General features: G+C 53.3%; 25 protein-coding genes and 2 pseudogenes. 12 read left to right on the top strand and 15 right to left on the bottom strand.

The window, feature by feature from the left end; genetic code table 11:
* Position 1: 1 nt before the first annotated feature.
* The 3 genes from yihS to yihU are packed head-to-tail and all read right to left on the bottom strand — an operon-like array spanning position 2 to position 3,054.
* Positions 2–1,243, bottom strand: coding sequence for a sulfoquinovose isomerase (gene yihS / locus FN082_RS08985; RefSeq protein WP_142981466.1), 1,242 nt, complete (start codon positions 1,241–1,243; stop codon positions 2–4).
* A 15-nt stretch (positions 1,244–1,258) separates the two neighbouring features.
* Positions 1,259–2,137, bottom strand: coding sequence for a sulfofructosephosphate aldolase (gene yihT / locus FN082_RS08980; protein WP_136031270.1), 879 nt, complete (start codon positions 2,135–2,137; stop codon positions 1,259–1,261).
* A 26-nt stretch (positions 2,138–2,163) separates the two neighbouring features.
* The gene (yihU, locus tag FN082_RS08975; RefSeq protein WP_136031273.1) at positions 2,164–3,054 is read right to left on the bottom strand and encodes a sulfolactaldehyde 3-reductase; all 891 of its coding nucleotides are present in this window, start codon (positions 3,052–3,054) and stop codon (positions 2,164–2,166) included.
* A 166-nt stretch (positions 3,055–3,220) separates the two neighbouring features.
* Here yihU and FN082_RS08970 point away from each other — a divergent pair, with 166 nt between their 5' ends.
* The 6 genes from FN082_RS08970 (at position 3,221) to fabY (ending at position 7,940) form a co-directional block, all read left to right on the top strand.
* The gene (locus FN082_RS08970; protein ID WP_139537231.1) at positions 3,221–4,117 is read left to right on the top strand and encodes a sugar kinase; all 897 of its coding nucleotides are present in this window, start codon (positions 3,221–3,223) and stop codon (positions 4,115–4,117) included.
* Between the two features lie 33 nt (positions 4,118–4,150).
* Positions 4,151–4,936, top strand: coding sequence for a DeoR/GlpR family DNA-binding transcription regulator (locus tag FN082_RS08965; protein ID WP_139537232.1), 786 nt, complete (start codon positions 4,151–4,153; stop codon positions 4,934–4,936).
* 130 nt (positions 4,937–5,066) lie between these two features.
* On the top strand, positions 5,067–5,666 hold the full coding sequence (gene yihX, locus FN082_RS08960) for a glucose-1-phosphatase (RefSeq protein WP_139537233.1): 600 nt from the start codon (positions 5,067–5,069) through the stop codon (positions 5,664–5,666).
* Entirely contained in the window at positions 5,660–6,520 is an 861-nt protein-coding gene (locus tag FN082_RS08955; RefSeq protein ID WP_139537234.1) for a virulence factor BrkB family protein, read from the top strand. The genes yihX and FN082_RS08955 overlap by 7 nt, the downstream gene beginning before the upstream one ends.
* On the top strand, positions 6,517–6,954 hold the full coding sequence (gene dtd / locus FN082_RS08950; RefSeq protein ID WP_139537235.1) for a D-aminoacyl-tRNA deacylase: 438 nt from the start codon (positions 6,517–6,519) through the stop codon (positions 6,952–6,954). Before FN082_RS08955 ends, dtd begins: the two co-directional genes overlap by 4 nt.
* Positions 6,955–6,998: 44 nt before the next feature.
* Positions 6,999–7,940, top strand: coding sequence for a fatty acid biosynthesis protein FabY (gene fabY / locus FN082_RS08945; RefSeq protein ID WP_167492841.1), 942 nt, complete (start codon positions 6,999–7,001; stop codon positions 7,938–7,940).
* Between the two features lie 17 nt (positions 7,941–7,957).
* Here fabY and FN082_RS08940 read toward each other — a convergent pair whose 3' ends face one another.
* Positions 7,958–8,875, bottom strand: a complete 918-nt coding sequence (locus tag FN082_RS08940) for an alpha/beta hydrolase (protein WP_142981465.1) — start codon at positions 8,873–8,875, stop codon at positions 7,958–7,960.
* A gap of 230 nt (positions 8,876–9,105) precedes the next feature.
* On the opposite strand from FN082_RS08940, the pseudogene FN082_RS08935 reads away from it, so the two are divergent.
* The 4 genes and pseudogenes from FN082_RS08935 to FN082_RS08915 form a co-directional block, all read left to right on the top strand.
* Positions 9,106–9,417: pseudogene (locus FN082_RS08935) on the top strand (type II toxin-antitoxin system RelE/ParE family toxin).
* Positions 9,418–9,705 carry a NadS family protein gene (gene nadS / locus FN082_RS08930; protein ID WP_139537238.1) on the top strand — a complete coding sequence of 96 codons (288 nt, stop codon included), beginning with the start codon at positions 9,418–9,420 and terminating at the stop codon, positions 9,703–9,705. It begins immediately after the preceding pseudogene.
* Between the two features lie 363 nt (positions 9,706–10,068).
* Positions 10,069–10,353 carry a hypothetical protein gene (locus FN082_RS08920; RefSeq protein WP_139537240.1) on the top strand — a complete coding sequence of 95 codons (285 nt, stop codon included), beginning with the start codon at positions 10,069–10,071 and terminating at the stop codon, positions 10,351–10,353.
* A 199-nt stretch (positions 10,354–10,552) separates the two neighbouring features.
* Positions 10,553–10,786 (top strand): annotated as a pseudogene (locus FN082_RS08915) (ribbon-helix-helix domain-containing protein); the annotation flags it as partial.
* 108 nt (positions 10,787–10,894) lie between these two features.
* Here FN082_RS08915 and fdhE read toward each other — a convergent pair.
* The 7 genes from fdhE to fdnG form a co-directional block, all read right to left on the bottom strand.
* Positions 10,895–11,824 (bottom strand): formate dehydrogenase accessory protein FdhE, encoded by a 930-nt coding sequence (fdhE, locus tag FN082_RS08910; RefSeq protein WP_139537242.1) that lies wholly within the window; start codon positions 11,822–11,824, stop codon positions 10,895–10,897.
* 146 nt (positions 11,825–11,970) lie between these two features.
* Positions 11,971–12,657, bottom strand: a complete 687-nt coding sequence (locus tag FN082_RS08905; protein ID WP_142462286.1) for a response regulator transcription factor — start codon at positions 12,655–12,657, stop codon at positions 11,971–11,973.
* Positions 12,658–12,661: 4 nt separating this feature from the next.
* A complete protein-coding gene (locus FN082_RS30155; RefSeq protein WP_142464731.1) occupies positions 12,662–14,155 on the bottom strand; it encodes a sensor histidine kinase in 1,494 nt (497 codons plus the stop codon).
* Positions 14,156–14,172: 17 nt separating this feature from the next.
* Positions 14,173–15,510, bottom strand: coding sequence for a vWA domain-containing protein (locus FN082_RS08895; protein WP_139537245.1), 1,338 nt, complete (start codon positions 15,508–15,510; stop codon positions 14,173–14,175).
* A 168-nt stretch (positions 15,511–15,678) separates the two neighbouring features.
* Positions 15,679–16,314: a formate dehydrogenase cytochrome b556 subunit gene (fdoI, locus tag FN082_RS08890; protein WP_142462284.1), complete on the bottom strand. Its 636-nt coding sequence runs from the start codon at positions 16,312–16,314 to the stop codon at positions 15,679–15,681.
* On the bottom strand, positions 16,311–17,213 hold the full coding sequence (gene fdxH / locus FN082_RS08885) for a formate dehydrogenase subunit beta (protein WP_139537247.1): 903 nt from the start codon (positions 17,211–17,213) through the stop codon (positions 16,311–16,313). Before fdxH ends, fdoI begins: the two co-directional genes overlap by 4 nt.
* Before the next feature lie 12 nt (positions 17,214–17,225).
* Complete coding sequence (gene fdnG, locus FN082_RS08880) at positions 17,226–20,276, bottom strand: formate dehydrogenase-N subunit alpha (RefSeq protein ID WP_142981464.1); 3,051 nt, start codon at positions 20,274–20,276, stop codon at positions 17,226–17,228.
* Between the two features lie 439 nt (positions 20,277–20,715).
* On the opposite strand from fdnG, the gene fdhD reads away from it, so the two are divergent.
* The gene (gene fdhD, locus FN082_RS08875; RefSeq protein ID WP_235891675.1) at positions 20,716–21,468 is read left to right on the top strand and encodes a formate dehydrogenase accessory sulfurtransferase FdhD; all 753 of its coding nucleotides are present in this window, start codon (positions 20,716–20,718) and stop codon (positions 21,466–21,468) included.
* A 128-nt stretch (positions 21,469–21,596) separates the two neighbouring features.
* The gene (locus FN082_RS08870) at positions 21,597–21,809 is read left to right on the top strand and encodes a YdgH/BhsA/McbA-like domain containing protein (protein ID WP_139537250.1); all 213 of its coding nucleotides are present in this window, start codon (positions 21,597–21,599) and stop codon (positions 21,807–21,809) included.
* A gap of 140 nt (positions 21,810–21,949) precedes the next feature.
* Here FN082_RS08870 and FN082_RS08865 read toward each other — a convergent pair whose 3' ends face one another.
* The 4 genes from FN082_RS08865 to FN082_RS08850 form a co-directional block, all read right to left on the bottom strand.
* Positions 21,950–22,648 carry an oligogalacturonate-specific porin KdgM family protein gene (locus tag FN082_RS08865; RefSeq protein WP_142981463.1) on the bottom strand — a complete coding sequence of 233 codons (699 nt, stop codon included), beginning with the start codon at positions 22,646–22,648 and terminating at the stop codon, positions 21,950–21,952.
* A gap of 269 nt (positions 22,649–22,917) precedes the next feature.
* Complete coding sequence (locus FN082_RS08860) at positions 22,918–23,760, bottom strand: PTS system mannose/fructose/sorbose family transporter subunit IID (protein ID WP_142981462.1); 843 nt, start codon at positions 23,758–23,760, stop codon at positions 22,918–22,920.
* Positions 23,753–24,553 carry a PTS mannose/fructose/sorbose/N-acetylgalactosamine transporter subunit IIC gene (locus FN082_RS08855; RefSeq protein ID WP_142981461.1) on the bottom strand — a complete coding sequence of 267 codons (801 nt, stop codon included), beginning with the start codon at positions 24,551–24,553 and terminating at the stop codon, positions 23,753–23,755. Before FN082_RS08855 ends, FN082_RS08860 begins: the two co-directional genes overlap by 8 nt.
* An 11-nt stretch (positions 24,554–24,564) precedes the next feature.
* Positions 24,565–25,062, bottom strand: a complete 498-nt coding sequence (locus FN082_RS08850; RefSeq protein ID WP_142981460.1) for a PTS system mannose/fructose/N-acetylgalactosamine-transporter subunit IIB — start codon at positions 25,060–25,062, stop codon at positions 24,565–24,567.
* Positions 25,063–25,074: the final 12 nt, after the last annotated feature.

The following is a 25,074-nucleotide window of genomic DNA, read 5'->3' as shown; positions in this document are numbered from 1 at the left end:
CCTATTCTGCGTTGATATCCAGAAGACCAGCAGCAACCGCCGGAGCCAGCCCTGGTGCCAGGGGCAGGCGCGGGATCACCAGACAGTGCAGCAGGTGGTAAATATCCTGCTTGCCGTCCCAGACTTTGGTGGTCACTTTGTTATCGGTGTCCAGCTCCTGCCACCATGACCCTGTCTCGTAGTCCATCAGATAAGTGATGCAGTAATCCCACCATTTCTGATACCAGGCTTCGTACTGGCTATCGCCGGTGAGGGTGTACAGGGCGTAGGCGGTGCCCATCGCTTCGACTATTGGCCAACGCACTCTCTCGCGGACGATAGGCTTACCATCCCAGTCTACCGAGTAGACAAAACCGTCCGCGCCGTCCGGTGCCCAGGCATCACGGATAGTGGCATGGAACAGGCCTTTGGCATCTTCCAGCAGCCAGGCTGGTGGCGTTTCGAAGCGAGCTTCCAGCGCGGCGTGCAGATGCAGCATCAATCTGCCCCACTCGATCCAGTGGCCCGGAGTGCCGCCGTAGGCGCGGAAGCGATGCGCTGGGTTGTCTTTGTTGTAATCGCGGATAGGGTTCCACTGCGAATCGAAGTGCTCGTTAACGCGATACTCACCGCTGCGGGCCACGTCGTGAATAATCACCGACGCGATGCGTAGCGCCCGATCCAGCCATTTACGATCATGAGTGACGTCGTAAACGATCAGGAAGGCTTCAACTGCGTGCATGTTGGCGTTGCCACCGCGATAATCTTCCGTCTGGCTGAAGGCTTCGTCCCAGGACTCAAGGCACATCTGCTCATCTTCACTCCAAAAGTATTTTTCAATCACTTCGATGGCGTCATCGAGCAGTTGCCTGGCCTGTGGATGACCGGTCGTGACCGCGCTTGCCGCGCCAAGCAACACAAAGAAATGCTGATAGCCCTGCTTGGAGGCATCCATCACGCCTTCGTCATTGACGCAGGCGTACCAGCCGCCGTAGCGTTTATCACACAATGCGCCGTTCAGAGCGTTGATCCCGTGACTGACTAACTGATATGCACCAGGGCGACCCATGGATGCGGCAACGGAGTAGACGTGCAGCATGCGGGCTGTGATCCACAGATGCGTTCCCATATCCGTTCTGACCTGACCACTATTTCCCAGCCAGCCAAATCCGGTCGGTACCGCCGCGTTCTTGCCAAAGTTAAAAATGCGGTCGGTTTCCTGTTCCAGCCAGCGGTTGTGGCTCAGGGTGTTAAACCATTTCATTCTTCGATCCTCGTATTAACGGCGACGGGCCATCATTTCGTCGACGATATCGCCCAAACGCTGCAACTTCGGTGCAGAAACATCGCGCAGCATCAGCTCGGTATCCGGCAGCCCCACAACCGATGACCAGACCGCACGCCCCGCCAGGAAGCCTGATGCGCCAGCGGTCATTGCAACGCTGACCGCGCGAGGAAACAGTTTTTCATCGACACCAGAGGAGAGAATGACCCACGGCATGCTGATGTTTTCATTCAGGCGTTGTGAGGCGGTGAGTAGCTCTTGCGCAGAGCCCTTGCCGTACAGCGGCATTTCGACTTTGTAGAGATCGGCACCGCTGTCGCCCAGCTCTTTAGCGGCATCGATAATGGCCTGCTCGCGATCGAACTTATCGCCACGACGCGGCGGACGTACTACCGGTTCGATAATGCTCAGCAGGCCACTGGAGTGACATAGCTCGTTGAACTCTTTCACCATGTCCAGACGCTGCTGGGCATCTTCATCGCTGCGCCACAGCACCAGCAGTTTTAATGCTTTGGCACCGTCCTGCTTCACGGCCTGCGGATCGATATTTTTATCAATCACCACGCTATCAACGGGGATGCCGTTGCCGGGAATAAACTCGTCGGCGGCGACAATCATGGCGCAGCTTTTGGCCACGGCGTTTTGCTCCACCACCTGGCGGTAACAGAATTGCTGATCGACCAGAATGGCCGAGGCATAAGGAGAAAGAATCTTCGCCGCATTCACTTTGAAATCGGTCAGCACGCTGTCGCTGACCGGGGATTTCGCCCCCGCTGCGGCAAACATTAAGCGCATGGCTTCGCGTTGATCGACGGCCAGCATGGCAAAACCGCCGGAAGCTCGGGTGATATCTTTCAGGGTGTACTTCGTCATTGTTCAGTCCTCAGTCCTTTTACTTATCAATGTTGATTGTTCAGTCCGGCAGATGCGCGAACCTGCTCAAGAATGGCGCTCCAGTCTTCCCGGCCACGACCTGCAGCGCGCGCCTGGTTATAAACTTCGCGAGAAGCGGCACCGAGCGGCATCGGCACATGCAGCTGGTTGGCAACATCCAGCGCGATGCCCAGATCTTTGTGGGCTAAATCGATCATGAAAGCGGGGGAAAGATCGCCTTTCAGCACTTTGTTTGGCCAGGAGGTGGTGAAATGGCCTTTTCCGGCGGGAGTACCGCTCATCACTTTTAAGGCCACATCGAAGGAGAGCCCTAGCGCTTCGCACAATACGGCGGCTTCGGCGGAGAGGGCATTCAGCGCGATGCTCATGTAGTTGTTGATAAGCTTTACACGGATACCCATGCCCGGCCCGCCTGCATTGATGAGTTCATTACCCATCGCCATTAACACCGGTGTCGCCTGCTCTACCTGTTCTGCCGTTCCACCCGCCAGCAGCAGCAATGTCCCCGCGACGGCGTGATCTGAAGTGCGCCCGACCGGGCAATCCATCATGTCGAAGCCTTTGGCGCGCATATCGGTAATCAGTTTGTCGGTTTGCAGCGGGTGAATAGTCGACATATCAATCACCAGCGCTTGCGGGGAAAGGCTCTCGCAGATCCCTTGAGCGCCGAACAACACGCTGCGCACCAAATCGCCATTTGGCAGCATCGTGATGACAAACTCCGCGCCGTTTGCTGCCTGAGCCGGGCTACTGGCTGGCTGCGCGCCTTTCTCCACCAGGCGCTGTACGGCATCCGGGTTAACGTCAAAGACGCTGAGTTGATGACCCTGCTTGAGCAAGTTGCTCGCCATGGGTGAACCCATCTGACCTAATCCGATAAATGCTATAACTGCCATAACGTTCTCCTGAGACGTGGATGTCATTTTTTGTCATTTAAGGTCTATTGTTGATGTCTGTTTTTGATCGTATTTGTAATTTATGGTCAAAAAATTGACAGCCGTCACTTTTTAAACATTTTGTGAAATTAAAATGATCCCATCTTGAAACGCCTAAGGAATGACCATGATTCGTGTTGCTTGTGTGGGTATTACCGTGATGGATCGCATCTATTACGTTGAAGGTTTACCGACTGAAGGAGGTAAATATGTGGCGAAACGCTATACGGAAGTGGGCGGTGGGCCGGCGGCCACTGCGGCAGTGGCCGCGGCAAAGCTGGGTGCGCAGGTGGACTTTATTGGCCGCGTGGGTGATGACGATACCGGAAACAGTCTGCTGGCGGAGCTGGAATCCCTGGGGGTAAATACTCGCTACACCCGGCGCTACGTGGGGGCAGACTCTTCACAATCGGCGATTATGGTTGATGCGCAGGGGGAGCGGATTATCGTTAACTATCCCAGCCTGGATTTATTGCCAGATGCTGATTGGCTGAATGAGATCGATTTTTCCCAGTGGGATGTGGTACTGGCGGATGTTCGCTGGCATGAGGGGGCAAAAAAGGCGTTCACGCTGGCGCGTCGAGCGGGCGTCATGACGGTGCTGGATGGCGACGTCACGCCACAGGATATCAGCGAGCTGGTGGCGCTGAGCGATCATGCTGCTTTTTCCGAGCCGGGTCTGGTGCGTTTGACCGGGCTGAAAGAGCCTGAAGCTGGATTGAGGCAAGCACAAACGCTCACAAATGGTCATGTGTATGTGACACGAGGGAGCAAGGGCTGCAATTGGATTGCACATAGTGTGTTGCGACATCAGCCAGGATTCTCAGTTGACGTTGTTGATACCACGGGGGCCGGTGATGTTTTTCACGGCGCACTGGCCTTCAGCCTGGCTTCCGGAAACGCCCCGGCAGAGGCCGTCAGGTTTGCAAGCGGAGTCGCTGCGCTGAAATGTACGCGACCGGGAGGACGCGCCGGTATTCCTGACTGTGATCAAACCCGATCTTTTCTGTCACTTTTTGTATAAAATGCCAGGGCAATGGTTTTTCGAGGAAATTTCATGAGTCTTACCGAACTGACCGGTAACCCGCGGCACGATCAGCTGCTTATGCTGATTAGCGAGCGCGGTTATATGAATATTGATGAACTGGCCAGCCTGCTGGACGTGTCTACGCAGACCGTGCGTCGCGATATTCGTAAACTCAGCGAGCAGGGATTGATTACGCGTCACCACGGCGGGGCGGGCAGAGCGTCGAGCGTGGTCAATACGGCGTTCGAACAGCGTGAAGTCTCCTGGACGGAAGAGAAAAAAGCCATCGCGGAAGCGGTGGCTGACTATATTCCGGATGGTTCAACGGTATTTATTACCATCGGCACCACCGTTGAGCAGGTGGCGCGGGCGTTGTTAAACCATAACCATTTGCGCATCATCACCAACAGTCTGCGGGTGGCGCATATTCTTTATAACAACCCACGCTTCGAGGTCATGGTGCCCGGCGGTACGCTGCGTCCGCACAATAGCGGAATCATCGGCCCTTCCGCGACGGCGTTTGTGGCTGACTTTCGGGCTGATTATCTGGTGACAAGCGTCGGGGCCATTGAAAGCGATGGCGCACTGCTGGAGTTTGATGTCAACGAAGCCAGCGTGGTGAAAACGATGATGGCGCACTCGAGGCAAATTCTTCTCGCCGCCGATCATACTAAATATCACGCTTCTGCTGCCGTGGAGATTGGTAACGTCGCGCAGGTGACTGCGCTGTTTACCGATGAGTACCCGTCAGGCGGGTTAAAATCGTGGCTGGATGAAAATCAGACAGAAATTATTCTTGCTCAGGAAGAGGCCTAGCCCCGCCTTGCTGTTAAGCGATATTCCTCAGCTTCAGGGGCGCTGGGGAATATTCAGCCAGTACTCTTGAATAGTCAAACCTCTCCTTTCCCGCTACAGTTAATTTTCCACGGTACAAAAGGAGAGGACCATGCTCTATATCTTTGATTTAGGTAATGTGATTGTCGATATTGACTTCAACCGTGTGCTCGGGACGTGGAGTGATTTAACGCGTATCCCCCTTGCAACGCTGAAGCAGCATTTCACCATGGGGGAGGCGTTCCACCAGCACGAGCGCGGCGAAATCAGCGATGAAGATTTTGCGGCGGCGACGTGCCACGAAATGAACATGTCGCTTAGCTACGAGCAGTTTTCCCACGGCTGGCAGGCGGTATTTGTGGCCCTGCGCCCGGAAGTGACCGCCATTATGCAAAAATTACGCGAGCAGGGGCATCGTGTGGTGGTCCTTTCCAATACTAACCGTCTGCATACCACCTTCTGGCCGGATGAATATCCAGAGATACGCGCTGTTGCCGACCATATCTATCTTTCTCAGGAGATGGGGATGCGTAAACCTGAAGCGCGGATCTACCAGAGTGTCCTCGAATCAGAAGGCTTCTCCGCTGACAATGCCGTCTTTTTCGACGATAACGCCGATAATATCGCGGGGGCTAATCAGTTGGGTATCACCAGTATTCTGGTGACCGGGAAGGAGACCATTCCCAACTATTTTGCCAAACAGCTATGCTAAAAACCGTTCATCAAAAAGCCACTCGTCGTATGCGTCCGCTGATTTCCTGGCTAAAGCTGCTGTGGCGGCGTATTGATGAAGATAATATGACGACTCTGGCGGGAAACCTGGCCTATGTGTCGTTGCTCTCCCTTGTGCCGCTTATTGCCGTCGTTTTCGCGCTGTTCGCGGCATTTCCGATGTTTTCTGATGTCAGCATCCAGATTCGTCATTTTATCTTTGCGAATTTTATTCCGGCTACCGGGGATGTGATTCAGGGCTACATTGAGCAGTTTGTGGCTAACTCCAGCCGGATGACTGCCGTGGGGGCTTTCGGCCTGATTGTAACCTCGCTGTTGCTGATGTATTCCATTGATAGCGCACTGAATACCATTTGGCGTAGTACCCGAACCCGACCAAAAACCTACTCCTTTGCCGTCTATTGGATGATCCTCACGCTGGGGCCGCTGCTGGCGGGGGCGAGCCTGGCGATTAGCTCCTATCTTCTCTCGCTACGCTGGGCCAGCGATCTGAATAGCGTGATTGACGATGTGCTGCGTATTTTTCCGCTCATTTTATCGTGGGTGGCATTCTGGCTGCTCTACAGCATTGTGCCAACGGCGGAGGTGCGCAATCGCGATGCGGTGATTGGCTCTCTGGTCGCTGCGCTACTTTTTGAGGCGGGTAAGAAGGCATTTGCTTTATATATCACTGCGTTTCCGTCATATCAGTTGATTTATGGCGTCATTGCCGTCGTACCTATTTTATTCGTTTGGGTGTACTGGACGTGGTGTATCGTCTTGCTTGGCGCTGAAATTACTGTCACTCTCGGTGAATACCGCAAACTGAAAAAAGAAGAAACAGAACAATCATGATTGCATTAATTCAACGCGTATCCCGAGCTAGCGTTACCGTGGAGGATGAAGTGACGGGTGAAATTGGCCCGGGGCTTCTGGTGCTGTTAGGCGTCGAAAGAGACGACGATGAGCAAAAGGCGAATCGTCTGTGCGAGCGTGTGCTGGGATACCGTATTTTTAGCGATGCTGAAGGCAAAATGAATCTTAACGTACAGCAGGCTGGTGGCAGCATGCTGGTGGTTTCACAGTTTACGCTGGCGGCGGATACCGAGCGCGGAATGCGTCCTGGATTTTCCAAAGGGGCGGCACCGGAGAAAGCGGAAGCGCTGTACGAATATTTTGTTGAGCGCTGTCGCCAGCAGGAAATGAATACACAGACCGGAAGATTCGCTGCCGATATGCAGGTTTCTCTGGTGAATGATGGTCCTGTGACCTTTTGGTTGCAGGTATGAGCCAGCTTCCGGGTAGGCTGCGGGTAACAAAAGAGAGTACAGCTATGTATCACCTTCGTGTACCGCAAACAGAAGAAGAGTTAGAGAGCTACTATCAGTTTCGTTGGGAGATGCTGCGTAAACCGCTGCATCAGCCGAAAGGGTCCGAGCGAGACGCGTGGGATGCGATGGCGCACCACCAGATGGTGGTCGATGAAGAGGGTAATCTGGTTGCCGTTGGGCGACTGTATGTCAATGCGGAGAATGAAGCCTCTATTCGTTTTATGGCCGTTCACCCATCGGTGCAGGATAAAGGTCTGGGCACGCTGATGGCGATGACGCTGGAATCCGTAGCTCGACAGGAAGGCGTTAAGCGTGTGACCTGTAGCGCACGAGAAGATGCGGTAGAGTTTTTTGCTAAGCTCGGTTTTGTTAATCAGGGTGAAATTACCACGCCGACCACCACGCCGATTCGCCATTTTCTGATGATTAAGCCGATAGCCTCGTTGGACGATATTTTGCATCGCGGCGACTGGTGCGCGCAGCTGCAGCAGGCCTGGTATCAGCACATCCCGCTCAGCGAGAAAATGGGCGTGCGCATTCAGCAGTACACCGGGCAAAAATTTATCACCACCATGCCGGAGGCTGGTAACCAGAATCCGCACCATACGCTGTTTGCCGGCAGCTTGTTTTCACAGGCAACGTTAACCGGTTGGGGGCTTATCTGGCTGATGCTGCGCGAGCGGCACCTTGGCGGGACGATTATCCTCGCCGACGCTCATATTCGTTATAGCCAGCCTATCAGCGGTCGCCCCAGCGCCGTTGCCGATCTCGGCTCATTGAGCGGCGATCTCGACCGCCTGGCGCGAGGGCGCAAAGCGCGCGTCCAGTTACAGGTTGAGCTATTTGGCGACGACCAGTTGGGCGCTGTTTTTGAGGGTATCTACATCGTTCTTCCCGCAAAACCGTTCGGCTCGTATGAAGAGGGCGGTAACGAGGAAGAGTAACCTTCCGCTGTGCTTATCTATTGGCCTGGTGATTTAACCCGCCAGGCGATATCCCTCATTGCGCTTCGCGCCGCTACGCTAATATCGCCTAACTGAAAGAAGCCGTGAATCACGCCGAGATAGCGTTGACAGGTGCAGTCAACGCCCTGCTCAACCATACGCTGATATAGCGCTTCGCCTTCATCACGCAAAGGGTCGTATTCTGCCGTCAGAATATGCACCGGCGGTAAGCCGTTAAAGTCTTTACGCCAGAGCGGGCTGGCTTCCGGATGGTGGAGCTCCGTTGATGAAAGGTACATTTCATAGCCGCTGAGCAGCGTATCCTCGGTAATGATGTAATCTTTACCGTTATCGATATAGCTCTTCATGCTGGCAGTGGCATCCAGCATTGGGTAAATCAGCACCAGCTGTGCGGGTTGCCAGAGATGGGCGGTCTTAAGGCGCAGAGCGGTCACTAATGCCAGATGGCCGCCAGCGCTATCGCCAGCCAGCGTAATACGAGAAGCGTCGATACCCAACTGCTCCGCATGGCGCTGAATAATCAGCGCACCTTTCTCCGCATCGTCATGTGCAGCAGGGAAAGCGTGCTCAGGCGCAAGCCTGTATTGTACGGCGATTACCCGACAGCCGCTGCAATACGCCAGCTGACGGAGCTGATTGTCATGCGTGGTAAAACCACCGCTGATAAAGCAGCCGCCGTGAAAATAGATAACGGCTGGCAGTGCGCCAGTAGCATTCAGGGGGGAGACGACGCGAAAAATCATGCCTTCGAGTTCGATATCTTCTACCTGTACGCGCTCTTCTTGTTCCCCGGCTAACACGGTGCTGGCGACGTAACCGTTTCTCCGGTCATCAATATTCTGTTCGCGCGAAGAGGGGCGACCCGCAGCGATAAATTCCCGAACCAGCTCTGCAATACCTTTTTCAAGCGCCATTTCCATTCCCTTAAACTGTTTGGATATACAGTGTTATAGCCTGGTTCTTAGCAAAAGAAAATGGGGGATTTGGGTTGCAGAAGGATTATGGAAAGCGGCTCGCAAAAGTGAAATGTTCATTGAGCACTGGTGGCTTTGCCTGATTCTGCATCGTAATGTTAAGAGATATGAGCTATACGCCATTGACGTATAGTTGATTTCGATTACTATAAGCCAATGGCGTAGGGAAAATGCTATTTATCGAAACGGAAATCTTTACTGAAGACGTCAAAAAATTACTCGATGACGATGAATACCACTGATTTCAAATGTTCCTCGCGATACAACCAGAGGGAGGCGATTTGATATCAGAAACCGGTGGTCTGAGAAAAATTCGATGGGGTGCTCGAGGAAAGGGGAAACGAGGTGGTACACGAGTTATCTATTTTTATCAAAGCCGGAAATCTGAGATTCGGTTATTACTGATTTATCAGAAAGGCATCAAGGATGACTTGACTCCGCAGGAAAAGGCGGTACTCCGCATGTTAAATGAGAGGTGGTAGATGGATAAGGCGCTGTTTGAGCGATTGACCAAAAGCATGAGCCAAATGGGTGAGATAGTCGAAGGAGATCGCCAGCCTTCGCGAACCTTTCATATTGATGCTATGAAAATCAAAGAAATCCGTCAGTCTTCCGGATTATCACAATCTAAATTTGCAGAGTTAATATCGGTAAGCGTAGATACGTTACGTAACTGGGAGCAGGGAAGGCGCTCCCCCACGGGGCCTGCTAAAGCGCTGCTACGTGCGATCGCCAATGATCCATTGCACGTCATTCCGGCGCTTAGCTAAGGGAAGATAGACATAATGATGAATCGGAAGTTTCAGTACTCAGAACTCATGTGAATGCGGCATAGTGCCGCCAACTCAGGAGTGATGAAATGGTCAGAACGCGTGCCGAGCGTCGGCATCATAATGTAAGACTAAAGAAAATCCGCAGTAAATATCGTAATGCGGGTTATGGAAGCGAGAGGCAGATTGGTATTTGTCTTCACTCGCCATGTGGTTGTTCCTGCTGGATGTGTGGTCATCAGCGCGCTCATCATGGTCCACGGATGCAGGAAATACGCGCCAGAGCGCGATATACGGATTGAGGAGTGAAGATGAACTATTTCAAGGAGGCGCATTTTTAGAAACCTTAACAGGAGACTAAAAATGTCGACTTTTAATACCCGCAGAGACAGAACTCGCGAGGGTAAAGCGAAACCGCATAAACATACTAAATGCGCCAGTCTTAACGGTAAATGGCATCACTCAGCAGAGGGGGATAGTTGGCAGCGTAACTGGAACACGCCGGGTCCGCATGACTGGAAACGGCTGTATACCACTCTTTATCGTCGTGCAAACGATCACCGAAACCTGCGAGCTGTATTATCAGGGACCGATCCCGAAGGGATGAACTGGTGCCCGGATAACTACCCTGACGAATACTACTACTAATCTAAATATTACCCGGCCAACTCTGGATGTTGGCTGGGTTTTTGTCGCTGGTGATTGTAACGAGCAGACGGATTGCTATCTTATGGAAAGCGGCTCGCAAAAGTGAAAATCGTTTCAGACGACACTTTTCCCCTGTCTGCCATAGGTGTATGTTGTTTGAAAATTAGTCGCCCAGGATACAGCTGAGGCATATGTGAACATGATCGCAGGGATGGATATGGGCGGAATACTATTCGACTTATCAGATGACGTTATCAAACGTCTTGAAGACCTCAAGCAGCAGCGCAATCTTCCGCGAGCGGAACTGTTGCGCGAAGCGGTTGAACAGTACCTGGAGAGGCAAGCTGAAGCCGTTATTTCCAATGCGCTGGGGCTTTGGCAAAGCCGCGAGGAAGATGGTGTTGAATATGAAAAGAAACTGCGCGAGGAGTGGTATGAACGGGTCACGCGCAACACTAAAGATTTTGCCAGGATTCCAGGCGTAATGACGCCTTATTATTTGTGAGTCGGGCAGCAAGCGCCGCCCGACATAACGCCAACTTTACTCCCCTTCACCCGGGAAAAGGAACGGGTTAATGGAGCTGCGGGCGAAGCCCTCTTGTTCCATGCGCGCGTCCAGCACTAGTGAGGCGAGGTCGTCGGCCACGGCTTCCACTTTTGGGTCTTTTTCCTGATAGAGGATCTTCAGATAGGTGCCGCAGTCACCGCAGCTTTCCGCTTTAATTGCCGCCTGCTCGTTATCCAGCGACCAGTAGTGCAGATCGCGAGTCTGTTCGCAGTTGCTGCATTTTACACGTACCACGTGCCACTCGGTTTCGCACAGGTTGCAGTGCAGATAGCGTAGGCCCTGGGTGGTACCAATTTGCACCATACTGGAGACCGGCATAGAGCCGCACACCGGGCAGAACTGACGCTGTTCGCCGTATTCGGCACGGGCTTTGCCCGGGATCAGGCTGGCCATTTGCGCCCAGTAAAGCGACAGCGCGGCCCAGATAAACGGCGCTTTATCGCTGCTGACAGAGGCAAAATCGGACGCAAACAGCGCGCTTGCCATCAGCTCAAGCTCCTGCTCTGAGGATTTTTCCAGGTTCTCGATCACCGCCAGCGCCGGGCCGCTCATCTCGGGCTTTAGCTCAGCGATCAGCGAATGCAGCAGCTTGTGCCAGTGCTTATCGCGCGGTAGAACGTGGATATCCAGCGGCGGCTTGCCCTGCTCGTTTGCTTCTTTAATACGTGCAGTCAGGTCTATCTGCAACGGATGGTCGTACAGCACCACTTCCTGCGCGTGGGCGATGAGCGCGGCAAAACGCAGGTAATCTCCCAGCGGGTTATTTTCAGCCAGTTCGCGCAGGCGTTCGGCACGACGGTTATACAAATTTTTGAGCCGGGGGAATAATAACGGTGGAATCATATCCGTCGCGCGTTTCTCGCTCTTTTCCAGCTCATCTTGCGGGATGATACGAATGCTCATTTAGTCACTTCCTGATTTCAGCAGATTCGGCTATGGTCGCGTCCGCTCTGTGATTTGGCGGGCATCATGCGCCCGCTCTGATGAATGTCATTAATGATAACCGCAATCGGCGTACGGGATATACCTAAGACATCGCAATGTGTGCGCTACGATACCTGATATCGATACCCCAGACCATGCACCGTTCGGATTAGTTGGGGATGGTTAGCATCCTGCTCAATGGCTTTACGTAACCGGGAAATGTGCTGATCCAGCGTGCGGCTGTTGGGGACATAATCGTAGCCCCAGGCGGCGTCAAAAAGCATATCTCTGGTAACCACCTGATTTTTATACTGCTCCAGACAACTTAAAATTCGCACTTCTCGCAGAGAAAGCTCCAGCTTTTGTTCGCCGCGCCATGCGCAGAGTTCGTTGGGAAACACGGTTAAATCGCCGAAGGGAAAACTGAGCCTGCTCTGCGAGGTGTTGTGGCTTAAGCAGCGCCGGGCAATGGTTTTTATCCGCGCTCGCAGCTCGTGGATACCAAAAGGCTTGCTGATATAATCATCCGCTCCCAGTTCCAGGCCAACCACACGGTCGATTTCTTCATCCTTTGCGGAGAGGAACACGATCGGGATATGCTCGTTGTGGCGACGAATTTCGCGGCAAACGCTATAACCATCCATTTCGGGCATCATAATATCCAGCAGAACGAAATCCGGCATTTCTCGATGGTAGAGCGTCAGCGCCGCGCCGCCGTCAGGAGCGGCAATCAATGTGTAGCCTTCACGCGACAGGGCGTCGACCAGGCCCTGGCGGATATTGGCGTCATCTTCAGCAATTAATATTTTCATGTTCTCATCCTTGAGGCAGTATCAGGGCAAAACGGACGCCGGGATTTTCCGCCGTCACGAGAATTCGTCCTTGCAGGCGTTGCGCCAGCTGAGAGGCAATAGTCAGGCCAATTCCGGTTCCTGAAACTCCTTCGGTGATGGACGTTTTAACCCGATAAAACGGGTGGAAAATCATCTTCATCTCTTTCTCCGCAATGCCCGGGCCGTAATCACGAACGGCAATCTCAACCTGCTCCGCAGTGGTGTTGACCTGGATATCGACCTGATGCCCCCTGGCCGCGTATTTTTCACTATTGCTCAAGAAATTGCTGATAATTTGCGTGATCACGTCGCGATCGCTTTGTAATGTGACATTTTGAGGGCAGGAAATATGAATCTCCATTTCCTTTGCCCGTAGCGCAGGGGTGAAGATATGGGCAATCTCCGTAATAAGCTGCGAGATATCCAGCGTCTGGAAATGCAGCTTTGGCGCTCGCGTAAAGGTCAGGATGTTCTGAATCAGCCGGGTTAAACGCTGCCCTTCCTGGGTGATAACGTCCAGATACCGCTGCTCCTGGGTTTGTTCGTCATCCAGACCTTCACGCAGCAGTTCAGCGTAGAGCGTGATATTGGTCAGCGGGGTTTTCAGCTCATGTGACACCTGGCTGACAAAATCCACTTGCTGACGCGCCTGGCGCGCGGCGCGCGTATACTCCCGCCACAGTGAATAACCCAACAGGGCGACAGCTGTAAGTAACAGGATGATTAACAGGCTCCCCCATAGCCAGACGTGCCAGAGCGGTGTCTTTACGCCATAAACGCTGACTTGCCACGTGGTGAGCGGATAATCCAGCGTACGTGAATCCAGCAGCGTCAGCGGGTTCAAATCGGCGGTTTCGTTCTGATAAAGCTGACGACCGTTTTCAGTGACGCGGACGATCTGCCGTTCTTGCGGATTGGCCTGTACGTTGTTCGCAATATCCATCATCAACTGCACATAAGAAAGGCGAAACCCAACTATCGTGCCGCCTTTTTGGCGCCAGTAGATCAGTAAAGGCTCCTGAGTTTCATTGGCGATAAACCAACCGGCCTGAGGCGTTTCCTGCTCGCCGTGGGGGATATGGCTGGCTAATTGGCTGGGATCGTTAACCAGCGAGGTCAACTGGCGTACCCACTCCTTATCCTCATTGCTCAATGACTGATGCTCATCGGGGTAGAGAAGCTGGTTTTTACGCAGTGTAAACACGGCGGCAATATCGCCGTCATTCTCTTTGAGGGTGCGCAGAGCAGCAGCATTTTCAGGTTCGATAAAATCGCTGATGGTGTGCAAACGTGAGGCCTTTTGTTGCAGGAGGTTCTCAATGCTCGCAACAATGCTGGTGGTTTGGGCTTTGGCCAGAGTCTGAGTCTGGTACTGGCGCAATAACACTTCATGCTCCAGAGTGCGGATACCCAGATAAGCAAGCAGAATAAAGAACATCAGCGTGACGATGAGGTAAATCAGCTTGCTTCTGAGCATCCAGCACTCCTTGTGGGTTAGTCCGCTTTCGAACTCTGATTTTTGGTTCGGTAGTTCTGTTCTTTCAGTGATTTACGAGACGCTTCTTTGCTTTCAGTTTCCAGTTTTTGCAGCAACTGGCGGTTCTCTTCTGCGCTTTCTTGCGCTTTCATTTTTGGCGCTGGCGCGCTGAGCTGCAGGGAACCCATCAGGCTTGTGCTTTCACGCAGCACGGCTTTCGCTTCATCCATTTTGCCTTCATCGATAAGCTTTAAAGCCTGCTCGTTTTGAATTGCGGATTTCTGAATGGCCGAATCGACGATCACATCTTCCACCTGCGCTTTTTGCGCTTCGCTGGCAGACGCAGTGTATCGAATGGCCATTTTCTCATCCCAGTTTTCTTTCTGGCGAGTGGCGAGGTTATTGTAGCGAACATTAACATCCGCCAGCGGCTTGCTTTGCGCAGCTTTGCCTTTTGCCGGAAGCATTTCCAGCATGACGTATTTCTCCTGGTTGGCGTAAAGCTGATTTAGCTTCACCGTCACCGTATTATCGTGAATGTCGCCTTCGCGCCCCAGCAGGCGCAGCGGCTTAACGTTGTCGGCGACTTTAATTTCAACGACCACATCCTGGGCGACAACGGACATGACATCGCCAAATTCATGGGTGAACGCTTTTTCCAGACTGCCGGTATTTTGCACAAAAACATGGTTGCCATCGCTGTACTGCGCAATGGCGGCCATCAAATCTTCGTTGTAGCCGTTACCGATGCCCATCGTGGTGATGGCGATACCTTTGCGGGCCGCAATTTTACCCAGCTCTGCCAGCTCACTGGTCGATGACGGGCCGACGTTCGCCTGGCCGTCTGAGAGCAGAATAATGCGGTTAACATGGGCTTTATCGAGGTATTTACTGACTTCTTTAATGCCACGACTGACGCCGGCAAATAGCGCGGTGCCGCCGCGGGCGGTCAGTCGCTCGCGGATCTGGCTGATAAGCTTATCTTTATTGTTGAGTTTAGCCGCAGGCACAATGACATCCACGACGTCATCGTAAATCACCACCGAAAGCGTATCCTGGGCGTTTAAGGTGTTTACCGCCATCACCGCCGCTTCGGTGGCCTGCTCAATGCGGTCGCCGCCCATTGAGCCGGAGCGGTCGATAACCAGCGCGAGGTTAATCGGACTGCGTTTAGTGACGCTCAGGGGGAATCCCGTTAGCGACACTTTGAGATAGTTTTTATCCTGCGTATTTTCCAGTACCACAGGTGAGGCCAGCTCAGACTTGATAGCCACTTTTGGCGCAGGCTGCTGTGCGCCTGCAGTTGTTGCCAGCAGACTGAGGGTCAGGGCTGCGAAGAGGTGCTTCAGATTCACGATACGTCTCCTTGTCAAAAGAATCGACTCCATTCTTATGCGGCCTGAACCCCGATTGGTCTGTTATCTGTATAAAGTTGTCAAAAAGTTGTCAAAACTGAACGTTATCCGCTAAAAAAATGGCGTCGATAAACGACGCCATTTCAGAGAACCATAAAACGCTTCCGCTTACGATTGGCTCTTATCCTGTTTTTCGCGAACTTCACGGTACCAGCGCGGGTGATGCTTCTTCGCCCACGTCTTCGTGACCCAGCCTTCCACCATGGCGGTAATCGTACCTTTCACCCACAGCGCGGCGTAAATATGCACCATGATAACCACAATCAGCGCCACCGCAGAGAACGAATGCAGCATCAGCGCGAAACGGATAACCGGGATGGAGAACGCTGGCGCAAAGTACGGACGCCAGATAATCACCCCGCTCACCAGCAGCAGCAGCAGGAAGATAATCGCCGCCCAGAACACGCATTTCTGGCCGAAGTTATAGCGTCCGGTGTCGCCCACTTCCTCGTTGACGACAATCTTGCGAATGTTCTTCGCCCAGAAAATATCGTCCCGGTTGATCAGGTTATGGTGCCAGTAGCGGAAGAACATAATGATGAACGAGGCAAACATGATCACGCCCACGAACGGATGCAGAATGCGTGCCAGCTGCGGGGTTCCCATGATTTGCATCAACCAGTTGAAGGACGGGAAGAAAAAGCCTAGCCCGCTCACCGCCGCCAGCACGAAGCAGAAGGCGGTAACCCAGTGGTTGATTCGCTCCGGCGCGGTATAGCGCACGATGGTGTCACGTCTTTTCATTTGCGCACCTCGTCATTCTCTTCATGCAGGTTGTCTTCTTCCTCTTCCGCGCGGTTCGGGCCGACACCGACGTAGTGGAAGATGCTGGCGGCAAAGGTGGCCGCAAAACCGACAGCGGCCAGCGGTTTCCAGATACCTTTCCAGAACTTAACCGTAGCGCTGATTTCCGGGTTCTCCGGCAGGCCGTGGTACAGATTCGGCTTATCGGCGTGGTGCAGCACGTACATCACGTGCGTGCCGCCAACACCGGCCGGATCGTACAGCCCTGCGTTGTCGTAACCGCGGGTTTTCAGCTCGCCCACGCGTTCTGCCGCCAGCGTTTTCATATCCTCTTTGGAGCCAAAGTGGATAGCGCCGGTCGGGCAGGTTTTCACGCAGGCCGGTTCCTGGCCAACGTTAACGCGGTCGACGCACAGCGTACATTTGTAGACGCGGTTGTCTTCCGGGTTGAGTCGCGGCACGTTAAACGGACAGCCGGCGATGCAGTAGCCGCAGCCGATGCACTGCTCGGACTGGAAGTCGACGATGCCGTTGGCATACTGGATGATCGCCCCTTCCGCCGGGCAGGCCTTCAGGCAGCCCGGGTCCGCGCAGTGCATACAGCCATCTTTACGGATCAGCCACTCCAGTTTGTCGTTCTGCTCGACTTCCGAGAAGCGCATCACCGTCCAGGATTTGGCGGTCAGATCGGCGGGGTTATCGTACACCCCGACGTTATGACCCACTTCATCACGGATGTCGTTCCACTCGGAACAGGCCACCTGACAGGCTTTACAGCCGATGCAGGTGGTGACGTCGATAAGCTTCGCCACCTCTTCCTGATGATCCCGCGCACGCGGCGCGGGGGTGAAGCCGTTAGTCGCGGAACGACGGATAATGTCTTGCGATTGATAAGCCATAAGTCGTCTCCGTTACGCCTTTTCCACGTTCACGAGGAAAGCCTTGAATTCCGGCGTCTGCGTATTCGCATCACCGACGAACGGCGTCAGGGTATTGGCGATAAACCCTTTCTTCGCCACCCCTTCGTAGCCCCAGTGAATCGGAATACCGATAGTATCGATATCCTTACCGTCTGCTTTCAGCGTGCGAATACGCTTGGTCACCACCGCCTTGGCTTTGATGTAGCCGCGGTTAGAGGAGACCTTCACGGTATCGCCATGGGCGATGCCGAGTTTGTTCGCCAGCTTCTCACCGATCTCCACAAACTGTTCCGGCTGCGCGATGGCGTTAAGCAGCGCGTGTTTGGTCCAGTAGTGGAAGTGCTCGGTCAGACGATAAGTGGTACCGACGTAAGGGAATTTCTCCGCTTTACCTATCTGCTCAAGGTCGCCTTTAAAGACGCGAGCGGCCGGGTTAGAGACCACGTTCGGGTGCAGCGGGTTAGTTCCTAGCGGCGTTTCAAACGGTTCGTAGTGTTCCGGGAACGGCCCTTCCGCCATCTTATCGATAGCGAACAGACGCCCCATCCCTTCCGGTTGCATGATAAACGGCCCGACATCGCTGCCAGGTGCGGCGGCGCTGTAGTCCGGAATATCCATACCGGCCCATTTTGCGCCGTCCCATTTCAGGATCTGGCGCTTCGGATCCCATGGTTTACCCTGCGGATCCGCGGAGGCACGGTTATAGAGAATGCGGCGGTTCAGCGGCCATGCCCATGCCCAGCCCAGCGTGTTGCCAAGGCCCGACGGGTCGGCGTTATCACGACGCGCCATCTGGTTGCCGTCCGGCGTCCAGCTACCGGCGAAGATCCAGCAGCCGCTGGACGTCGTACCGTCATCACGCAGCTGTGCGAACGAGCTGAGCTGCTGGCCTTTTTTGACGATAACCGCGCCGGTTGCCGGGTCGGTAATGTCCGCCAACGCTTTACCGTTGCTCTCCATCGCCACTTCTTCCGAGGCCGGTTCATGCGGAGTGGAGTAGTTCCAGGTCATGTTCAGCACCGGCTCCGGCGCTGGACCTCCCTGTTCGGCGTACATCTTACGCAGGCGTAAGAAGATACCCGCAAGGATCTCACCGTCGGTGGTCGCAATCCCCGGGGCGTCCGCGCCTTTCCAGTGCCACTGCAGCCAGCGGCCGGAGTTAACGATAGAACCGTTCTCTTCGGCAAAACAGGTGGACGGCAGGCGGAACACTTCAGTCTGGATTTTTGATGGATCGACATCGTTCGATTCACCGTGGTTTTGCCAGAAGGTCGACGTTTCGGTGTTGAGCGGATCGATAGTCACCAGGAACTTCAGTTTCGACAGCGAGGCGATAACCTTGTTTTTGTTCGGGAACGAGGCCACCGGGTTAAAGCCCTGGCAGATATAGCCATTCACTTTGCCCTGGTTCATCATTTCGAAGTACTGCAGCACGTCGTAGCCCTTGTCCCACTTCGGCAGCCAGTCAAAGCCCCAGCTGTTTTCCGCCGTCGCTTTATCGCCAAAGAAGGCCTTCATCATGGAGACGAAGAATTTCGGGTAGTTGCCCCAGTAGTTTACCTGGTCCTTCAACAGCGGTTTTGGCGTGTTGGCGGCGAGGTAGGTTTGCAGGTCGGTCTGTTTTTCGCTCGGCAGCGTCATATAACCAGGCAGGCTCTGCGACAGCAGCCCTAAGTCGGTGAGACCCTGAATATTAGAGTGACCGCGCAGGGCGTTTACGCCACCGCCCGCCATCCCCATATTACCGAGCAGCAGCTGGATCATCGCCATCGTACGGATGTTCTGTGCGCCGATGGAGTGCTGCGTCCAGCCCAGCGCGTAGAGGAACGACGCCGTTTTATCGTGGGCGCTGGTTTCCGCGATGTACTCGCAGACTTTAAGGAAGTCAGCTTTCGGCGTGCCGCAGATATTTTCGACAACTTCCGGCGTATAGCGGGAAACGTGCTGCTTCAGCAGATTCCAGACGCAGCGTGGATGCTGCAGCGTGGTATCGCGTTTGGCAAAGCCGTTTTCATCCAGCTCATAGTTCCAGGACGTTTTATCGTACTTGCGGGCTTCGGCATCGTAGCCGCTGAACAGACCGTCTTCAAAGCCGTAATCCTCACGCACGATCAGGCTGGCGTTGGTATAGGCTTCGGTGTATTCACGGTTAATCTTTTCGTTGTTCAACAGGTACAGGATGACGCCTGACAAGAAGGTAATGTCAGTACCGGAACGAATTGGGGTATAGAAATCAGCCACTGACGCGGTACGCGTAAAGCGCGGATCGATCACAATCAGCTTAGCGCCGTTGTGAATTTTGGCTTCCATCGCCCAGCGGAATCCTACCGGGTGTGCTTCAGCGGCGTTGCCGCCCATCACCACGATAAGGTTGGCGTTCTTGATGTCGACCCAGTGGTTGGTCATCGCACCGCGACCAAATGTTGGAGCAAGACTTGCTACCGTTGGTCCGTGTCAGACACGCGCCTGGTTGTCGACCGCGAGCATACCGAGCGCGCGGGTAAATTTCTGGGTTAAATAGCCGGTTTCGTTACTGGACGCGGAGGCGCACAGCATACCGGTGGTCAACCAACGGTTGACGGTGGTACCTGCGCTGTTTTGCGCGATAAAGTTGGCGTCGCGGTCCTCTTTCATCAGCTTAGCGATGCGATCGAACGCTTCATCCCAGCTGATCTGCTGCCATTTATCGGAGCCTGGCGCGCGGTATTCTGGAAACTTCAGGCGGCTTTCGGAGTGGATGAAGTCCACCAGACCGGCCCCTTTAGGGCAGAGCGCGCCACGGTTGACCGGGTGGTCCGGGTCACCTTCAATATGGAAGATAGACGCTTTGGCGTTTTTTGCGCCGTCGCCGAGGCTATACATCAACAGCCCACAGCCAACGGAACAGTAAGTGCAGGTGTTACGGGTTTCGCGGGTGCGCAGCAACTTGTACTGCCGTGTTTCCGCGAGCGCTACGCCGGGGGCAAAGCCCAGCGCAGCCGCCGTGGTTCCTGCCATACCGCCAGCGCAGATCTTAAAGAACTGCCTTCTGCTGACCTGCATGGTTCGCTCCTTGTTTCGACATTGCTCATCAATTGTTATGATTTTTCTGGCTGCCTGCCGCTGATGCGTACCACTTCTGAGGGATTGATATTTGTCAGGTAGCCAGTGGAATAACCCTATTTAGAATATCACAATTTTTGAGAATGTTTCCGGTATGTATACTGAGGGGGAAGATAATGTTGTTTTTAGCTCATTTCTGCGCAAAAAGTTGAGTTATTAAAATGTGCCGAGTGATATGTATCAATTTATATAACGCTATGCGCTTTAGCTTTGTAAGTATCGTTGATGATGCGCAAGTTCACTTTGGGTATCGGGTTTGCTACGGCCGACTATCCGTGCTGAAATAACCGCGTTATTGTTACGACTTCCAGGTAAAACCATGTCTCAATCCCTTTCTCCCGCTGGCGCAGATTCGCGTCTTATTTGGTCGCGAGCCAGTATGGACGCCGCTCAGGCAGATTATCTGGCTGAAGAAGTTCCGGTTGCGCTAGTCTACAACGGTATCTCGCATGTCGTAATGATGGCGACGCCGAAAGATCTGCCGCAGTTTGCGGTGGGCTTTTCCTTATCCGAAGGGATTATAGAAAGTCGGCGCGAGATTTTTGGCATGGACGTTGTGCAGGCCTGCAACGGTCTGGAAGTACAAATTGAGCTGTCCAGCCGCCGCTTTATGGGGCTGAAAGAGCGCCGTCGCGCGTTGGCCGGGCGCACCGGCTGCGGCGTCTGCGGCGTGGAGCAGCTCAACGATATCGGTAAGCCGGTGCAGCCGCTGCCGTTTACCCAGACGTTCGACCTGGCGAACCTCGATCGCGCGCTGGCGCATCTGAATGATTTCCAGCCGATAGGCCGCCTGACCGGCTGTACGCATGCCGCGGCCTGGGTGAGTCCTTCCGGCGACCTGTCGGGTGGCTATGAAGATGTGGGCCGTCACGTGGCGCTGGATAAACTCCTCGGACGCCGCGCGGAACTCGGGGATACCTGGCGCAATGGCGCCGCTTTAGTCTCCAGCCGCGCCAGCTATGAAATGGTGCAGAAGGCGGCCATGTGCGGAGTAGAAATCCTGTTTGCGGTCTCTGCGGCGACGATGCTGGCAGTCGACGTTGCCGAGCGCTGCAACCTGACGCTGGTAGGGTTCTGCAAGCCGGGCAGGGCAACTATCTATACCCATCCACAGCGATTAATTGCAGGTTAATTCTAAGTCAATTTTTTTGAATGATGACAACAAATCCTTCCGCTTTTTGTTTGCCAATGTGAAGGCTACTATTTATCACATCAAGGCACAACGCCTTATACAAACAACTAACGTAAAGGGTTTATATCATGAAAAGCATCAAAACTTTTGTTGCAGTTATCGCTCTGGCCGCTTCTTTCGGTTCCTTTGCCGCTGAAACCGTGACCGCTACCGCTATGACTATCGACGGTGCAGAAGCGAAAATCGCCGCTCAGGCCCAGGCCGCTGGCGCATCATCTTACAAAATTACCGAAGCGTTTACCGGTAACCGTGTGCATATGACAGCGGAACTGAACAAATAAGCTTCAAGCTACTGTCGAAAGAGCGCCTCAGGGCGCTTTTTTTGTGTCTGAAGTGCAATGAATTGATATTGTAGGCCGGGCAAGGCGTTAGCCGCCGCCCGGCAGAAATGCGGGCACAATAGCTTGTGTCCTGGTTGCATTTAATCGAAGTAATAGCGAATTCCGAGGCGGAATCTTATCTGATCGTCATGATTCTGGTCCTGATCCAGCCAGGCGACTTCCGCATAGGGAAGCCAGTGCTTATCAACACGATAGCGCGCTACAATGCTCGGCTCCCAGTGGGTTTTCTGCCCGTTAGAAGCATTGAAGTCGTTGGTGTTAACGAAAAATTCCGGGTTGAGCTGGAGCCACAGTTTCTCTGTCGCCTGGTAATTAAGGAACAGGTCGAACTGATGGCTGTCGTTATAATCCATCTCGCCATTATAATCGCGCTCTTTATGGGTCATATGGTTATAGCGATAGCGGCTGCTAAAACTTAATGTTTTACTGATTTTATAATCGAGACTGATATAAGGAGCCAGCTTCGTTCCATTACTGTCAATATCGGTTAGCCCCCCCGGCGTCAGCGTCCATTTTTCATTAAGCGGAATTGGGTACCAACCTTCAAACTCCTGAAAGGAGCTTTTCATCTGATTAAAGTCTTGCCCGAGATCGTACATGGCGGAAGCCAGAATGCCCGCACCATTATCAAATATATGACCAAGGCCAATTTTATACTGATTTTTCTCAGATGCCGTAGTGTGCGCGTAGCGATTATCAACCCAGGTGGCTGCGGCAAATACATTTAGCGTAAAGCAGGACAGCGGTATGCCTATCAACAGCGTGCGTAATATTTTCATTTTTATTCCTGTAGAGTTTATTGACTGCCATTATTTTGCGAATAAATACAATTATTGCCTCAGGATATAAAATCCTTAAAATAAATATATTGATTATAATATTTTTGTTGCTATTAGATGCTGACGGTTTTTCTATTTAAACATTAACCATTTATAGGGCTTTTGTAGCCCGGACAGGCGCAACGCGCCGCCTCCGGGAAATAACCAGCAGCGTGGTTCTGTCCGGACTACCTGTTCTATCCCTTTATTACAGGGAGCCTGATGATAAATTAAATAACCCCAATGCCCGCGGCCGCAAAGCCAAAGACAATCAGCATAATTAATACCTTATTTGGGCTAACCTTTTTATTCAGCAGCTTCAGGCAGCCCAATACTAAAAGCAGAGGAATTAAGCCAACGCATATTTTGTCGAGGATCTCCTGTAGCACAAAGGGCTGCCCGGCAATCGTCGTTTTAAAGGTGGTGGTAAACTTCACCATGCTGGCGCTCATCGCCCCCACCATCATCAAACCCATCATCGCTGAGGCTTTGGTGATGCAGGAGAGCAGTCCCGACTGCGTTGCCTCTGCAATATATTTCGAGCCCAGCCGATAGCCCATTACCCCGCCGTAATAGCGCAGCAGGTAGCTGGGAATATTATAAATGAGCAGGAACAGCAGTGGCCCCAGCGGATTTCCTTGTGACGCCAGGCCGATAGCAATCCCCGTTGCGATAATACGCAGTACGCCATAAAAGAATGAATCACCCACGCCAGCGAACGGTCCCATTAAGGCCACTTTGATGCCGTTAATACTGGAAGTATCAAAGTTCGGGTTCGTGGCGTTCTCTTTCTCCATCGATAGCGTCAGGCCCATAATAAACGGAGCCAGATGCTGGTTGGTATTAAAGAACTGGCTATTGCGTTTTAGCGACTCAATATAGCCGTGCGGATTGCCGGTATAGATTTTTTTTAGCAGCGGCGCAAGGATCCAGCCGTAGCTCAACCCTTCCATGCGGGTGAAGTTCATGGAGCCCAGTAACTGGAACTGGCGAAAAAAAAGCTGACGGAACATCTTTTTTTCGCTTTTGCTATCATCATTCGCGCCAGACGCGCTGTGTTGGATATCAGTCATTGAAGAACCCATCCTTATCGTCAACCGATGCCGGGGCGGCGGTTACTGATTGTTTGTTCACTTTCAACTGGTTGAATTCGTTGAAACAGAGATAGACGGCAACGGAAGCAGCGATAATCGCGATGCCCATAATTGGCAGTTGCAGATAGGCCGCCATCGCAAAGCCGATAAAGAAAAAGGCGGCAATATTGCGGTTCCATAGTGCTTTTAAAAGAATAGCGAAGCCCAGCGCAGGTAAAATGCCCCCAACGGCGGTCATTCCACGCATCACCGTACCCGGAATGCTTTCCACTAAACTGCGGATCACATCAGTACCGAACAGAATGCCGAAGAACGCCAGCACCGCGAACGGCACGCCGTAAAACATCGTCATACCTAGCGTGATGCCAAGCGCGGCGCGGTCGCGCCCCTCTTCAAGCAATGCATCGTATTTCTCGACCAGCGCGGTATAGACCAGTTTTAATACCTGATAGACGAACACCGCCAGCAGGCTGATGGGAAGTGCCAGCGCCACTGCGACGGCAGGTTCTGCTTTTGTCAGGATAGTGAAGGCGGTCGCCAGTACCGAACCTACTGCCAGATCGGCCGGGACGGAACCGCCGATGGTAATCGTGCCAAGAAAAATGAGCTCCAGCGTGGCGCCGATAATAATCCCCTGTTCGAAATCACCCAGCACAAAGCCGACCATCGCACCGCAGATTAGCGGTCGTTCGATTAACGGTTGCCCTAGAGTGTGGTCGGCGAATTTGGCGATATACATCACCAGCGCAACAAGTAATGCAGACGTTAACATAGCAACCTCGCTTAGCTGGCGGCGTTATCCAGCATCTCAATCAGGTTTTTCACCGGGTGAGAAGGCAGGACCTGATATTCAACGGCCACGCCGCGGTCGGCGATGGCGTGGAAATCCGCCACATCTTCCGGCGTCACGTAGACGGTGTCACTTATGCGCTTTTTCGCCGCCAAATTGTCGGTAATGCGTCCAAAATTGGCGACGTTCAGGGTTTTTATCCCCGACACCTGCTCGACCAGACGGCGGGCATCGGCAGAATTGTTTACGATCACCATAATTTTCATGGCTTCTGAACGCGGGTCGTTAAGCACATCGCCCGCATCTTTCACCGCCATAATGGCGCACTTGGCGGTATCGGGAGCCGCCATGCGCAGTGACATTTTTTGCACTTCGTTATTCACGATCTGGTCATTGGCGACCAGAATGCGGTTCACGCCCAGATGCTTGGTCCAGACCACGGCAACCTGTCCGTGGATCAAACGATCGTCAATACGTACTAAAGAAATCATGTGTAGCTCCAG

The sequence above is a fragment of the Klebsiella spallanzanii genome, assembly GCF_902158555.1.
Taxonomy (GTDB): domain Bacteria; phylum Pseudomonadota; class Gammaproteobacteria; order Enterobacterales; family Enterobacteriaceae; genus Klebsiella; species Klebsiella spallanzanii.
Note: the sequence above shows the minus strand (reverse complement) of the source record. Positions and strands in the feature narration are given on the sequence as shown.

Bases quoted from the DNA above. Each gene is read 5' to 3' on its own strand.
- fdhD (WP_235891675.1), top strand. From the start codon at position 20,716: ATGGACGCCGCTCAGGCAGATTATCTGGCTGAAGAAGTTCCGGTTGCG.
- FN082_RS08970 (WP_139537231.1), top strand. From the start codon at position 3,221: ATGATTCGTGTTGCTTGTGTGGGTATTACCGTGATGGATCGCATCTAT.
- FN082_RS08860 (WP_142981462.1), bottom strand. From the start codon at position 23,760: ATGACTGATATCCAACACAGCGCGTCTGGCGCGAATGATGATAGCAAA.
- yihT (WP_136031270.1), bottom strand. From the start codon at position 2,137: ATGACGAAGTACACCCTGAAAGATATCACCCGAGCTTCCGGCGGTTTT.
- FN082_RS08955 (WP_139537234.1), top strand. From the start codon at position 5,660: ATGCTAAAAACCGTTCATCAAAAAGCCACTCGTCGTATGCGTCCGCTG.
- yihU (WP_136031273.1), bottom strand. From the start codon at position 3,054: ATGGCAGTTATAGCATTTATCGGATTAGGTCAGATGGGTTCACCCATG.
- FN082_RS08920 (WP_139537240.1), top strand. From the start codon at position 10,069: ATGTCGACTTTTAATACCCGCAGAGACAGAACTCGCGAGGGTAAAGCG.
- FN082_RS08870 (WP_139537250.1), top strand. From the start codon at position 21,597: ATGAAAAGCATCAAAACTTTTGTTGCAGTTATCGCTCTGGCCGCTTCT.
- fdxH (WP_139537247.1), bottom strand. From the start codon at position 17,213: ATGGCTTATCAATCGCAAGACATTATCCGTCGTTCCGCGACTAACGGC.
- FN082_RS08850 (WP_142981460.1), bottom strand. From the start codon at position 25,062: ATGATTTCTTTAGTACGTATTGACGATCGTTTGATCCACGGACAGGTT.
- FN082_RS08865 (WP_142981463.1), bottom strand. From the start codon at position 22,648: ATGAAAATATTACGCACGCTGTTGATAGGCATACCGCTGTCCTGCTTT.
- FN082_RS08855 (WP_142981461.1), bottom strand. From the start codon at position 24,553: ATGTTAACGTCTGCATTACTTGTTGCGCTGGTGATGTATATCGCCAAA.
- fabY (WP_167492841.1), top strand. From the start codon at position 6,999: ATGTATCACCTTCGTGTACCGCAAACAGAAGAAGAGTTAGAGAGCTAC.
- FN082_RS08965 (WP_139537232.1), top strand. From the start codon at position 4,151: ATGAGTCTTACCGAACTGACCGGTAACCCGCGGCACGATCAGCTGCTT.
- fdoI (WP_142462284.1), bottom strand. From the start codon at position 16,314: ATGAAAAGACGTGACACCATCGTGCGCTATACCGCGCCGGAGCGAATC.
- FN082_RS08940 (WP_142981465.1), bottom strand. From the start codon at position 8,875: ATGGCGCTTGAAAAAGGTATTGCAGAGCTGGTTCGGGAATTTATCGCT.
- FN082_RS08905 (WP_142462286.1), bottom strand. From the start codon at position 12,657: ATGAAAATATTAATTGCTGAAGATGACGCCAATATCCGCCAGGGCCTG.
- yihX (WP_139537233.1), top strand. From the start codon at position 5,067: ATGCTCTATATCTTTGATTTAGGTAATGTGATTGTCGATATTGACTTC.
- nadS (WP_139537238.1), top strand. From the start codon at position 9,418: ATGGATAAGGCGCTGTTTGAGCGATTGACCAAAAGCATGAGCCAAATG.
- yihS (WP_142981466.1), bottom strand. From the start codon at position 1,243: ATGAAATGGTTTAACACCCTGAGCCACAACCGCTGGCTGGAACAGGAA.
- dtd (WP_139537235.1), top strand. From the start codon at position 6,517: ATGATTGCATTAATTCAACGCGTATCCCGAGCTAGCGTTACCGTGGAG.
- fdhE (WP_139537242.1), bottom strand. From the start codon at position 11,824: ATGAGCATTCGTATCATCCCGCAAGATGAGCTGGAAAAGAGCGAGAAA.
- FN082_RS30155 (WP_142464731.1), bottom strand. From the start codon at position 14,155: ATGCTCAGAAGCAAGCTGATTTACCTCATCGTCACGCTGATGTTCTTT.